13 protein-coding genes and 3 pseudogenes are annotated in these 12,640 nt (G+C 35.7%); 6 read left to right on the forward strand and 10 right to left on the reverse strand.

What is annotated here, in order from left to right; all coding sequences use genetic code 11:
* Positions 1-169: 169 nt before the first annotated feature.
* Complete coding sequence (locus HT697_RS09855) at positions 170-1,840, reverse strand: formate--tetrahydrofolate ligase (protein ID WP_173218473.1); 1,671 nt, start codon at positions 1,838-1,840, stop codon at positions 170-172.
* Positions 1,841-2,072: 232 nt separating this feature from the next.
* Between HT697_RS09855 and coaB the strand changes: the two genes are divergently transcribed.
* From coaB to HT697_RS09880, 5 genes are all read left to right on the forward strand, one after another.
* A complete protein-coding gene (gene coaB, locus HT697_RS09860) occupies positions 2,073-2,762 on the forward strand; it encodes a phosphopantothenate--cysteine ligase (protein WP_173218471.1) in 690 nt (229 codons plus the stop codon).
* Positions 2,763-2,773: 11 nt separating this feature from the next.
* Positions 2,774-3,325, forward strand: coding sequence for a phosphopantothenoylcysteine decarboxylase (coaC, locus tag HT697_RS09865; protein ID WP_173218469.1), 552 nt, complete (start codon positions 2,774-2,776; stop codon positions 3,323-3,325).
* A complete protein-coding gene (locus HT697_RS09870; RefSeq protein ID WP_000747412.1) occupies positions 3,309-3,872 on the forward strand; it encodes an ECF transporter S component in 564 nt (187 codons plus the stop codon). The genes coaC and HT697_RS09870 overlap by 17 nt, the downstream gene beginning before the upstream one ends.
* Positions 3,873-4,314: 442 nt before the next feature.
* Positions 4,315-4,842, forward strand: a complete 528-nt coding sequence (locus HT697_RS09875; protein ID WP_173263124.1) for an ECF transporter S component — start codon at positions 4,315-4,317, stop codon at positions 4,840-4,842.
* Positions 4,843-4,853: 11 nt separating this feature from the next.
* A complete protein-coding gene (locus HT697_RS09880) occupies positions 4,854-5,369 on the forward strand; it encodes a transcription repressor NadR (protein ID WP_000159184.1) in 516 nt (171 codons plus the stop codon).
* An 11-nt stretch (positions 5,370-5,380) separates the two neighbouring features.
* On the opposite strand, the pseudogene HT697_RS09885 reads toward HT697_RS09880, so the two are convergent.
* From HT697_RS09885 to HT697_RS09915, 7 genes and pseudogenes are all read right to left on the reverse strand, one after another.
* Positions 5,381-5,506: pseudogene (locus HT697_RS09885) on the reverse strand (NUDIX hydrolase); the annotation flags it as partial.
* 77 nt (positions 5,507-5,583) lie between these two features.
* Complete coding sequence (locus HT697_RS09890) at positions 5,584-6,549, reverse strand: substrate-binding domain-containing protein (protein ID WP_000691495.1); 966 nt, start codon at positions 6,547-6,549, stop codon at positions 5,584-5,586.
* A gap of 99 nt (positions 6,550-6,648) precedes the next feature.
* Positions 6,649-7,593: a ribose ABC transporter permease gene (gene rbsC, locus HT697_RS09895; RefSeq protein WP_004248623.1), complete on the reverse strand. Its 945-nt coding sequence runs from the start codon at positions 7,591-7,593 to the stop codon at positions 6,649-6,651.
* A gap of 1 nt (position 7,594) precedes the next feature.
* A complete protein-coding gene (locus tag HT697_RS09900) occupies positions 7,595-9,073 on the reverse strand; it encodes a sugar ABC transporter ATP-binding protein (RefSeq protein WP_173218463.1) in 1,479 nt (492 codons plus the stop codon).
* A 13-nt stretch (positions 9,074-9,086) separates the two neighbouring features.
* A complete protein-coding gene (gene rbsD / locus HT697_RS09905; protein ID WP_050971367.1) occupies positions 9,087-9,485 on the reverse strand; it encodes a D-ribose pyranase in 399 nt (132 codons plus the stop codon).
* A complete protein-coding gene (gene rbsK / locus HT697_RS09910; protein ID WP_050971368.1) occupies positions 9,460-10,371 on the reverse strand; it encodes a ribokinase in 912 nt (303 codons plus the stop codon). Before rbsK ends, rbsD begins: the two co-directional genes overlap by 26 nt.
* Positions 10,371-11,345, reverse strand: coding sequence for a LacI family DNA-binding transcriptional regulator (locus HT697_RS09915; RefSeq protein ID WP_000207600.1), 975 nt, complete (start codon positions 11,343-11,345; stop codon positions 10,371-10,373). The genes rbsK and HT697_RS09915 overlap by 1 nt, the downstream gene beginning before the upstream one ends.
* Before the next feature lie 144 nt (positions 11,346-11,489).
* Here HT697_RS09915 and HT697_RS09920 point away from each other — a divergent pair.
* Positions 11,490-11,558 (forward strand): annotated as a pseudogene (locus tag HT697_RS09920) (DNA-binding transcriptional regulator); the annotation flags it as partial.
* Here HT697_RS09920 and HT697_RS09925 read toward each other — a convergent pair.
* Together HT697_RS09925 and HT697_RS09930 are read right to left on the reverse strand one after the other, a co-directional pair.
* Positions 11,555-11,707: pseudogene (locus HT697_RS09925) on the reverse strand (NUDIX hydrolase); the annotation flags it as partial. The pseudogenes HT697_RS09920 and HT697_RS09925 overlap by 4 nt on opposite strands.
* A gap of 117 nt (positions 11,708-11,824) precedes the next feature.
* Positions 11,825-12,592, reverse strand: a complete 768-nt coding sequence (locus tag HT697_RS09930; protein WP_050971369.1) for a class I SAM-dependent methyltransferase — start codon at positions 12,590-12,592, stop codon at positions 11,825-11,827.
* Between the last annotated feature and the right edge of the window lie 48 nt (positions 12,593-12,640).

A 12,640-nucleotide genomic window follows, 5' to 3' on the forward strand; every position in this document is an offset into this window, starting at 1 on the left:
GTTGCAGATAGAACTGACGTAGTCAGTAACATCTATACGGCAAGGTGAAGCTGACGTGGTTTGAAGAGATTTTCGAAGAGTATAATTCTTATTGATGAACTGCTTGCAGTCTGAGAAAAAATGAGCTTGGATAGTATTTCCAAACTCATTTAAAGTCAAGTACAATATACTAGAACAAGCCTAGGACTGTTCCATCGCTTTCAACATCCATGTTGAGGGCTGCTGGTCGTTTTGGAAGTCCTGGCATGGTCATGACATCACCAGTTAAGGCAACGATGAAGCCTGCACCTAATTTTGGCACCAATTCGCGAATGGTAATTTCAAAGTTTTCAGGTGCTCCAAGTGCATTTGGATTGTCAGAGAAACTGTACTGAGTCTTAGCCATACAGATTGGTAATTTGTCCCAACCATTTTGAACAATTTGAGCGATTTGCGTTTGAGCTTTCTTTTCAAAGTTCACTTTGCTACCACGGTAGATTTCAGTAACAATTTTTTCAATCTTTTCTTGGACAGAAAGGTCATTGTCATACAAACGTTTATAGTTAGCTGGGGTTTCAGCGATAGTCTTGACAAGAGTTTCAGCAAGAGCTATTCCACCTTCTGCACCATCAGCCCAGACACTTGCCAACTCAACTGGTACATCGATTGAGGCACAGAGTTCTTTCAAGGCTGCGATTTCTGCTTCTGTATCAGAGACAAACTCATTAATAGCTACGACTGCAGGTACTCCAAATTTACGGATGTTCTCAACGTGGCGTTTCAAGTTAGCAAAACCGGCACGAACAGCTTCTACGTTTTCTTCTATCAAAGCGTCTTTAGCCACGCCACCATTCATCTTAAGGGCACGAAGGGTTGCTACAATAACTACTGCATCTGGAGATGTTGGCAAGTTTGGTGTCTTAATATCAAGGAATTTCTCGGCACCAAGGTCTGCACCAAAACCAGCTTCAGTAACTGTGTAATCAGCCAAGTGAAGGGCTGTTGTAGTTGCCAAGACAGAGTTACATCCGTGAGCAATATTGGCAAATGGACCACCATGTACAAATGCAGGTGTTCCGTAAATTGTCTGAACCAAGTTTGGCTTAATAGCATCCTTCAAAATCAAAGCCAAGGCACCCTCAACCTTCAAATCGCCAACAGAAACTGGTGTACGGTCGTAACGATAACCGATAACAATATTCGCCAAACGGCGTTTCAAATCTTCAATATCAGTCGCCAAGCAAAGAATAGCCATGATTTCAGAAGCAACTGTAATGTCAAATCCATCCTCACGTGGAATACCGTTTAGAGGGCCACCAAGTCCAACAGTTACATGACGAAGGGCGCGATCATTCAAGTCCACAACGCGTTTCCAGAGGATACGACGTTGGTCAATTCCCAACTCATTCCCTTGATGTAAGTGGTTGTCAATCAAGGCAGAAAGAGCATTGTTGGCAGTCGTAATGGCATGCATGTCTCCAGTAAAGTGAAGGTTGATGTCTTCCATTGGTAGAACTTGAGCATAACCACCGCCAGCAGCACCACCCTTGATCCCCATGACTGGACCAAGAGACGGTTCGCGGATAGCAATCATGGTTTTCTTGCCAATCTTGTTCAGGGCATCCGCAAGACCAATGGTAATAGTTGATTTTCCTTCACCTGCAGGTGTTGGGTTGATGGCAGTAACCAAAATCAATTTCCCAACTGGATTGCTCTCAACTGCACGAATTTTATCAAAGCTGAGCTTAGCCTTGTACTTTCCATACAACTCCAAATCGTCGTAAGAAATTCCAAGCTTCTCTACAACATCAACAATAGGTTTCAACTCAATACTCTGTGCGATTTCAATATCTGTTTTCATTCAAAACTCCTCTAACCTCTTATATGATAATTCATTATAACACAAAACAAGATTTTTAACATCCCAAAACTCTCTAAACGTTCGTAAATATCCCTATTTTTAAGGTTTTTAAAGTCCTTTCTTAAATTTTATATGGCTTTATAGTTTGAAACTATAGTAGATTCTTTTTATTTTCTATATATATTCAAGCGCTTTCTTTTGCTTATTATTTTTTTTTTGGTACAATAGTGCTATGAAAATTTTAGTTACATCGGGCGGTACCAGTGAATCTATCGATAGCGTCCGCTCTATCACTAACCATTCTACAGGTCACTTGGGAAAAATCATCACAGAAACCTTGCTTACTGCAGGGCATGAAGTTTGTTTAATTACTACAAAACGAGCTCTGAAGCCAGAAGCCCATCCCAACCTAAGTATTCGAGAAATTAACAATACCAAGGACCTTCTCCTTGAAATGCAAGAACGTGTCAAGGACTATCAGGTCTTGATTCACTCAATGGCTGTGTCCGATTACACTCCTGTTTATATGACAGGTCTGGAGGAAGTTCAGTCTAGCTCCAATTTGGAAGAATTTTTAAGCAAGCAAAATCATCAAGCTAAGATTTCTTCGACTGATGAGGTTCAGGTTTTATTCCTAAAAAAGACACCCAAAATCATCTCTCTAGTCAAGGAGTGGAATCCTGCTATTCATCTGATTGGTTTCAAACTGCTGGTTGATGTTTCCGAAGACCATCTGGTTGACATTGCTAGAAAAAGTCTTATCAAGAACAAAGCAGACTTAATCATAGCAAATGACCTAACCCAAATCTCAGCAAAGCAGCACAGAGCTATCTTTGTTGAAAAAGATCAGCTTCAAACAGTCCAGACTAAAGAAGAAATTGCAGAACTCCTCCTTGAAAAAATTCAAGACTATCATTCATAGAAAGGAAAACTATGGCAAACATTCTCTTGGCTGTAACGGGCTCAATCGCCTCTTACAAGTCGGCAGATTTAGTCAGTTCTCTAAAAAAACAAGATCATCAAGTCACTGTCTTAATGACTCAGGCTGCTACAGAGTTTATCCAACCTTTGACACTACAGGTACTCTCACAGAATCCTATTCACTTGGATGTCATGAAGGAATCCTATCCAGATCAAGTCAATCATATTGAACTTGGAAAAGAAACTGATCTATTCATCGTGGCCCCTGCAACTGCTAACACTATTGCAAAACTAGCCCACGGCTTTGCGGACAATATGGTGACCAGTACGGCTCTAGCCTTGCCAAGTCATATCCCAAAACTCATCGCACCTGCTATGAATACAAAGATGTATGACCATCCAGCAACTCAGGCTAATCTGAAAACATTAGAAACCTACGGCTATCAGCTGATCGCTCCGAAGGAATCCCTACTAGCTTGTGGAGACCACGGACGAGGAGCCTTAGCTGACCTCACAATTATTTTAGAAAGAATACAGGAAACTCTCAATGAAAAAACGTTCTAATATTGCACCTATTGCTATCTTTTTTGCAACCATGCTCGTGATTCATTTTCTAAGCTCACTTATCTTTAACCTTTTTCCATTCCCAATCAAACCGACCATCGTTCATATTCCTGTCATTATTGCCAGCATTATCTACGGTCCACGCGTTGGGGTTACACTTGGATTTTTAATGGGACTACTTAGCTTGACCGTTAACACAATTACGATTCTGCCGACAAGCTACCTCTTCTCTCCCTTCGTACCAAACGGGAACATCTACTCAGCTATCATTGCCATCGTCCCACGTATTTTGATTGGTTTAACTCCTTATCTGGTCTATAAACTGATGAAAAATAAAACCGGTCTGATTCTAGCTGGCGCCCTTGGTTCACTTACTAATACAGTCTTTGTCCTTGGTGGAATTTTCTACCTTTTTGGAAATGTTTTTGATGGTAATATCCAAAAACTCCTAGCAACTGTTATCTCAACAAACTCCATTGCTGAATTAGTTATTTCCGCAGTTCTAACCCTAGCCATTGTTCCAAGATTACAAACTTTGAAGAAATAAAAACAATCTCCGCTTTCATGCTTGAAGGTGGAGATTTTGTTCTGTATATTTTATTTTTTAGTGAAATTTTTACCAGTAAAATATATTGAAATAAGATACCAACAAATAGATTAGGGAATTCAAATTAATTTCTAGAAATATTTTATCATTCATGATATACTCTTCCAGTTTCAAACTACTATATTTATACTCAATGAAAATCAAAAAGTAAACTAGGAAGATAGCCGCAAGTTGCTCAAAACACGGTTTTGAGGTTCTGGATAGAACTGACGAAGCCAGCTCAAAATACTGTTTTGAGATTGCAGATGGAAGCTGACATGGTTTGAAGAGGTTTTCGAAGAGTATTAACTAAAAAACGACCTATAAACTCAAGTAAATCCTTGCTTTATTGTCTGGTTTATTATACTATACTAGTGTATATACAGATAAAAAGGAGATTCTTATGAATACACGGAAAAAGACACAATTTATGACAATGACTGCCCTCTTAACGGCTATTGCGATTTTGATTCCAATTGTTATGCCTTTTAAGATTGTCATTCCACCTGCTTCTTACACTTTGGGAAGCCACATCGCTATTTTTATCGCTATGTTCTTATCGCCCTTGATGGCAGTTTTTGTCATCATAGCCTCTAGTTTTGGATTTTTGATGGCTGGCTATCCCATGGTTATCGTATTTCGAGCTTTTTCCCATATCTTTTTTGGGACTTTTGGGGCTCTTTACCTACAAAAATTCCCCGAAACCCTAGATAAACCAAAATCTTCCTGGATTTTCAACTTTGTGTTAGCGCTTGTCCATGCCCTTGCTGAAGTATTAGCCTGTGTCCTTTTTTATGCAACTTCCGGTACCAATGTAGAAAATATGTTTTATGTTCTCTTTGTACTAGTTGGATTTGGCACAATTATCCATAGTATGGTAGACTATACATTAGCACTAGCTGTCTATAAAGTGCTTCGAAAACGCCGTTAAAAGGAAGAACTATGACAAAAGATCGTAAACAAGCCCTGCTCCAACTCTTGAAAGAAGCTCCTAAAGCCCTCAATGGTCAAAGTTTGGCTGAACATTTTCATGTTACACGCCAGGTCATTGTACAGGACATTGCAATTTTAAGAGCCGATGGTGCTCCTATCCTATCCACCAATCGTGGCTACATCTATAAGCAAATTGAAACCAATCCTTATGTTCACAAACTTTTCAAAGTGAAACATGAAGTTGAAGAAATCGGTCAAGAACTCCTTGCTATCGTAGATAATGGAGGGCGTGTCCAGAATACCTTGATTGACCATCCCGTTTATGGAGAAATTGAAACCTTGCTGAAACTGTCTTGTCGTAGAGATGTGCAACATTTTCTAGAACAAGTCGAGCATTCAGATTTTAGACCTCTGTCTGAATTGACAGATGGCATCCATTACCACCTAGTCGAAGCTGAAACACAACAAGACCTCCGCTATATCGAGGAGGCCTTGGATCAGCTAGGTTATTTAGTAAAAGACTAGAAGATTTTCTTCTACCAATCATCTTCTGTACGGCGAGAGTAGAAAAATTCAGATTTGTCCGGAGCTTCCATCATTTCCATCAAAGGCAACATATCATAGGCCAGATTCAAGTTTGGAATCTGGTCTTTTTGAATCCAATAGCTCAAATAGTAACAATGATATTTAAAAACTACATTGAATGAAGATGAATAAGTACCTACTTATTGAAAATATATCACCAATTATGTTGATCAACATTATCCTTAGTCACAAGATAAATTGGAGAAACTGTTTCTTTTTCTAGTTTTTTCCCTTGATAATGATCAATTGCTGATTGAATAGCAATTTCACCCATCTTAGCTGGTTGCTGAGCAATAGTGGCAGTAATATCACCTTTGGCAATAGCATCATGTGCATCTGGTTGACCATCAATACCAACAATTAATACATTGCTAAGACCAGCTGCTTTTACTGCTTGTGCAGCTCCTAACGCCATCTCATCATTCTGTGCAAAGATTGCTTGTACTTCTTTGTTTCCTTGAATCATATTTTGCGCTGTATTCAAAGCTTTTGCGCGATCAAAATTAGCGGATTGACTAGAAAGAACATCTAAATTTGTCTTTGAAATTTGTTCAAATCCTTTACCTCTATCTACAGTTGCAGAAGCGCCAGGGACTCCTGATAATTCAAAAGTTTTTGCTTTTTCTCCCAATTGCTTGGTAATAAATTCGGCAGCCATTTTACCTGCTTCTACGTTATCAGAAGCAACAGTTGTCAAGACTTCACCACCATTACTACCGCGGTCAATTAAGATTACTGGAATATTTGCATTATTAGCAGCTTTAATAGATGTAACAATTGCATCAGAATCAACTGGATTAATTAGTAAAGCATCTACATTTTGACTTATAAAATTCTGAATATCATCTGCTTGTCTAGCAGCATCATCTTGTGCATCTGCTATCTTCAAAGTTACTTCTTTTTCTCCTGCGGCTTTTTCAAGACCATCTTTCATAGCCACAAAATAGGGATTGTTAGTAGTCGAAATAGAAACTCCTAATTTTAATTCTTTTGCCGACTTTTGAGTCGTAGATTTATTATCATTTGATGAATTTCCTAAACCAGTTTTTCCACAAGCTACTAAAGCAAAAATAAATGTTACAAACAAAGCAAAAATGCTAATTTTTTTAATAATTTTCATGTTATTACTCCTCGTAATATATATAGGGATAGTTTCCATCCCGACTATTGTTCGTCATCTAATAAATTGTTACTATTTCCAAAAAAATTGAAAATGATTCTACTGTTTTACAACTTTAAAACGATCAATCAGAACAGCAATTAAGATTACAACTCCTTTTACTACTTGTTGCCAAAATGCTGAAACACCGATAATATTAAGTCCATTATTCAAAACCCCAATAATTAAAGCACCTATTAAGGTCCCCAGTATACGACCTTTACCTCCTGATAATGAGGTTCCCCCAAGAACAACAGCTGCAATAGCATCCATTTCATAACTAGCACCTGCTGTTGGTTGAGCAGAACTTAAGCGTGATGTTATAATTAATCCAGAAATTGAAGCCATAATACCTGATATTGAATAAATGATAATTTTCACTTTATTTAGTTTCACACCTGATATATATGCTGCTTTTTCATTCCCCCCTATAGCATACACAGATTTACCAAATGCTGTTTTATGAAGTAAAACATATAAAACAATAAATACAATAAACATAATAATTACAGGAAATGGAATTCCTACTATGTAACCTTGCCCCAAAAATTGAAATAAGAATGTATCACTTAATCCTTTTGTAATAGGATTCCCATTTGTATAAACAAGTGTTGCGCCTCTAAAAATAGTCATAGTTGCTAAAGTAACGATAAATGGAGCTAATTTCCCGTAGGAAATCAATAAACCATTCATCATCCCCAGAATACAACCCAAAATTAAAGAGATGAGAATTGCTAATGTAACAGGCATTCCAGATCCTAATAGGCCAGCTGTTAACGCACTGGATAAGGCTAAAATTGATCCAACTGATAAATCAATTCCACCTGTTAGAATAACAAAGGTCATTCCAAAAGCGATCAGTGCATTTGATGTTACTTGCAATAGTAAATTTAACAGATTATTTGCTGTTAAAAAATTTGAATTGATAATAGTGATGACAGCCATTAAAATTATCAATGCTATTACTGTTGTCAATTCTGACATATACTTCATAGTATTTTTCACACTATTGTCCTCCTGTAGCTAGTTGCATAACTTTTTCTTGTGTAACTTCTTGACGTGTTAATTCTCCACTAATTCTTCCTTCATGCATGACCATAATGCGATCACTGACTCCGATCACTTCTGGTAAATCTGAAGATACCATAATAATCGGTACACCTCGTTCAGCCAATTCATTCATTAATTGGTAAATTTCACGCTTAGCACCAACATCTACCCCACGAGTTGGCTCATCTAAAATCAGTACTTTTGGTGCAATACCTATCCATTTTGCTAAAACTACTTTCTGTTGATTACCACCAGAAAGTGTCCCAACTTCCTTATCTGGATAACCTGATTTAATTTGTAACCTATCAATTAAGCGTTGTACAAATATACCACTTGTTTTATTATCGAAAATGCCATTTTTAACAAAATCACGAGTACTAGGTAAAGTCATATTATCTTTAATAGAAAAATCTAAAATCAATCCCTCATCTTTACGATCTTCTGTTAAGAAACCAATTCCATGCTTAATTGCTTCAAAAGGATTTTTAATTATCAGTTGTTCTCCGTTTATTATAATTTGACCAGATTTTAAAGAATCAATTCCAAAAATTGCTCGCATTATTTCAGTACGACCAGCACCCATCAAACCAGAAAAACCAAGAATTTCCCCTTGACGTACATAGAAAGAAATATCCGTAAAAGCATCACCAGAAAGATTCTTAGCTTGAAAAACAATATTCCCAATCTCAGCCTTTTTTTCTGGATAATAATCTTCTAATTCACGACCTACCATCTTCTGAACTAATTCATCCGCATTAGTTAACTTCGTTTTCTTAGTATCAATTACAAACCCATCCCTCATAACAGTTATAAGATCTGTAATCTTAAAGATTTCTTCCATCCGATGTGAAATATACACAATACCTACACCATCAGATTTTAATCCTTCTATCACTTTAAAAAGTGTTTCAGTTTCACGATCAGTTAAAGCTGCTGTGGGTTCATCCATAATTAACAAGGAAACTTCTGATAATAAACATTTTGCTATTTCTATCATTTGTTGTTGTCCGACTGATAATTGACCAATGATTGCATCGAGAGGAATAGAGATATTAAGACGTTTAAATGCTTCTTTAGCTTTCCTTTCCATACTAGCCTTATCTAGAAACCCAATCGAATTTTTTATTTCTCTTCCTAAAAAAAGATTATCAAGTACAGTCATATCTGGCCAAGTATTCATTTCTTGATGAATAAAACTCAATCCAAACCGTTCTGCCTCTTGAGGATTAGAAAATGTTTTTTCTTTTCCATCAATAAAAATAGTTCCTGAAGTAGCTGGAAAAAGTCCAGTTAAAATATTCATTAAGGTTGATTTGCCTGCACCATTCTCCCCCATTAAAGCATGAACTTCTCCTGAATTAAGAACCAAATCAATACTTTCTAAAACACGATTATTCCCAAAAGATTTTGAAATGTTCTTCATTTCAATTTTCATAGGCAACCCCCTTCTAAATAATAACTCCTGATTGCAAGATTATATTCGAATATGGTGTATCTTCCCCAGTGCGAATAACTGCTTTAACTTTAGTATTCATAGCTTTCAATTCTTCATGACTAATATATTCAATAATTATATTCGATCCTAAAAGATCTAGAACTGCATGCCACTGTTCTTTGTTTTTTTCCTTAATTTCTTCTGCTAAGAAAATTTTTTCAATAAGTACATGATCTGAATATTCTTTTAAAACCTCTAAAAAACTTGGACTACCTTTTCTTAATGCTAAATCAATTTTATCAACACCTTTTGGAACTGGCAATCCTAAATCTCCGATACAAACCAAATCCATATGACCTAAATCATCAGCTAGTTTTGCTATATTACTATTTAAAATCCCATATTTCTTCATATCCTGAATGCTCCTTTATTTCTTTCAAACTCGGCATGCCTCCTTGCGCTCCAAATCTTTGAACAGAAAGATGTGAAGCAATCGTTGCAAAGGACAATGCAACATTCATCTCTTTTCCTTTTGAGATAGCATAAGCAAAAGCACCATTAAACGTATCTCCTGCTCCTGTAGTATCAACTACTTCTGCTTTTATAGCAGGAATCTTCTGAACTGCTGTCCCATCATAATAAATAGAACCTTCAACTCCTAATGTCACAATCATTTTATTAGGATAAATTTTAATAATTTCTTCTAATTTCTTATCTGGAAAAAGCTCTGAACATTCATGCTCATTAGGAGTAATAAAATCACAAAAAGGAATCATCTCTATGTCTGTTTCTCTAGCTGGTGCAGGATTGTAAAGCACCTTAACTTGATTTTCTTGACAAAATTTAGCTATAGATAGGTTGGCTTCATGTGGTATTTCATTCTGTAATACAACAATACTTGCATCACTAATCAATTCCCACTCATTTTTCCAATCATTTGTTTTAACTAAATTATTCGCTCCGGGATAATAAATAATCCTATTATCACCTCCATATAAAGTAATTTGTGCAGCTCCTGTAGATTGTGGTACCGTTCCCACATGTTCTGTAGAAATATTATTATTTTGCAAATTACTTAGTAAATCTTCTGAAAAAATATCTTCTCCGACGTTTCCAAATATGTAAATATTATCTTCTACACTGGATAATCTACCAATAGCTACAGCTTGATTTGCACCTTTTCCACCTGGAACTATATTAAATGAATCCCCAAAAATCGTTTCACCTCCTTCTGGAATCCTTTTTGTTCTCATAACTAAGTCCATTGAAATACTTCCAACAACAACAATTTTACTCATTACTTTCTCCTTAATGTATTTCTTTCTACGTATCTAACAGGTAGTTTAATTTTAGCTTCATCTATAGAGAACTTATTTGCCATATTATAGATTAGCTTTGCAGCCTGTTCTCCCATTTTATATGATGATTGGTGAATAGTTGATAAAGAAGGGTAAATAAATTGACTAAGTACAATATCGTCATAACCAATGATTTGAATATCATCTGGAATTTTTTTACCAATTGCTAAAATTTCATGAATATAAGCTATCGCATGAATATCTGAAGGTGCTATAATACTATCGATATTGGGATTTCTTTTTAGATTCTCTTTAGCTTCTTTTTGAATTTTTTCAAAGTCAAACGTTTCACTTTCTTCAATACAAATTTCTAAAGATTTATTCCTCAAATAGTTTAAACTTGCTTCAAACCGTTCCGCGATATTCTCGGCTTTATCATCTAAAACTTTAATAATCAGAACTTGTTTAGCACCTGCATTACAGATTGCTTCAGCAGCCAAACGACCACCTGACTGATTATCAGAAAAAACACCGTAACCTGTATCTTTACTAATTCGATCAACCACAACAACAGGTAATGATAAATCTGGATATTCTTTTGTGAAGTCATGTGTAGTAATAATTCCAGCAGCATTTGTTTTCAACAGTAAATTAACATATTCACTCAAAGATTCTTGGTCTGAAATCGTACCAACCATAATTCTATAACCTTTATCTTTCAAATATGATTCAGCTCCTCGAACCAATCTTGGGAAGAAGGGATTTGAAATATCTGGCAATAAGAGTCCCACCATTTGGTTTTTTTTGGTTTTCAAAGATTGTGCTAATACATTTGGTGTGTAATTTAATTTTTTAATCGCATTTTTTATTTTCTCTCTCGCATCATCTCCAACATAACCTTTTTTTGATATATATCTTGAAACCGTTGATTTTGATACTCCAGCTTCTTCAGCAACCTGTTTTATTGTAGTCATCATTCCTCCTTCTTACGTTGTGGAACCGTTCCCTTATTCTATAGTAAACGTTTTCTTTTGATTTGTCAATACTTTTCTAAAAATATTTTAAATTTATTTCAGAGTACATATATTTTTTCCAAATCCATTATTACTATTATACAGGAAATACAACAAGGCCTCCACTATATCGAGGAGGCCTTGGACCAACTTGGTTATTTAGTAAAAGACTAGAAAATTTTCTTTTCCCAATCGTCTTCTGTACGATGACGGTAGAAAAACTCTGATTTGTCAGGAGCTTCCATCATCTCCATCAAAGGTAACATATCATAGGCCAGATCCAAGTTTGGAATCTGGTCTTTTTGCACCCAAGAAACTTCTCCAAATCCAAAAGATTGAGATTTTTATATAGAATCAGCTATAGCATGCTCTAAAGACTATCCGCTTGATTTTATATCGAAAAGCTTCTCCATAATTTTTCACAATTCTTTCCCTTAACTTTATTTTCGAGCGATAAACATTCCATATTCTTTAGGAATAATCAACATACCATTATTAAACTCAGTTTCCAACCTTTTACGAATTATTTCCTCTTCTAGCGAACCTATTTCTGAAATTCCTTTAAAGGATTGGATGTATTTAACTAGGTCATCTATACTAGTTACCTGTAACTCATCATCATAGAGCAATGTATCGACAGAGTTAAAACACCTACTCAGGTACCTTTTACCATTTTGTAAAGTAAAAGTTTTATTTTCCAAATCTTGATTGACCTCATCTTTAAATAAGCTTGCCAAATAATCTACAACTCCATTTTCACCAAATGTAGCACAGTAAAAAATTCCGCCTGTTTTTAAGACTCTATTCACCTCAGAGAGCGCTTTAGGAATATCATTTACATGATGTAGAAGCATATTAGCAATAACAATATCAAACGTTTCATCCTCAAAAGAAATCTTTTGAATATCCATTATTTCATAGTTAACATTGTCTCTATTTCCAATCACTGATCTCGTTGTTTTCACCATATCTTTAGAAAAATCTGTAATAACCAACTGCTTCATTTTATCTATAGAATCACTGTTACTTTTCCACAGTTCTCCTGTACCACATCCCAATTCTAGAACCTTTACTTCATCAGTGATTTGGTAGTTGGAAAATATCCAATTGTTAAATCCTAATTTATTTTTTGAATACTTCTTATGTATTTTTACTCTAATATCAAGATTATCTTGTTTTGCATATTGTTCAATTACTTTATCATCCATTTTCTAGTCCTTCCTTTCATATTTTAAGATTATACCATAAGTGAAAAA

It is taken from the genome of Streptococcus sp. 1621 (genome assembly GCF_013276615.1).
Classification (GTDB): Bacteria; Bacillota; Bacilli; order Lactobacillales; family Streptococcaceae; genus Streptococcus.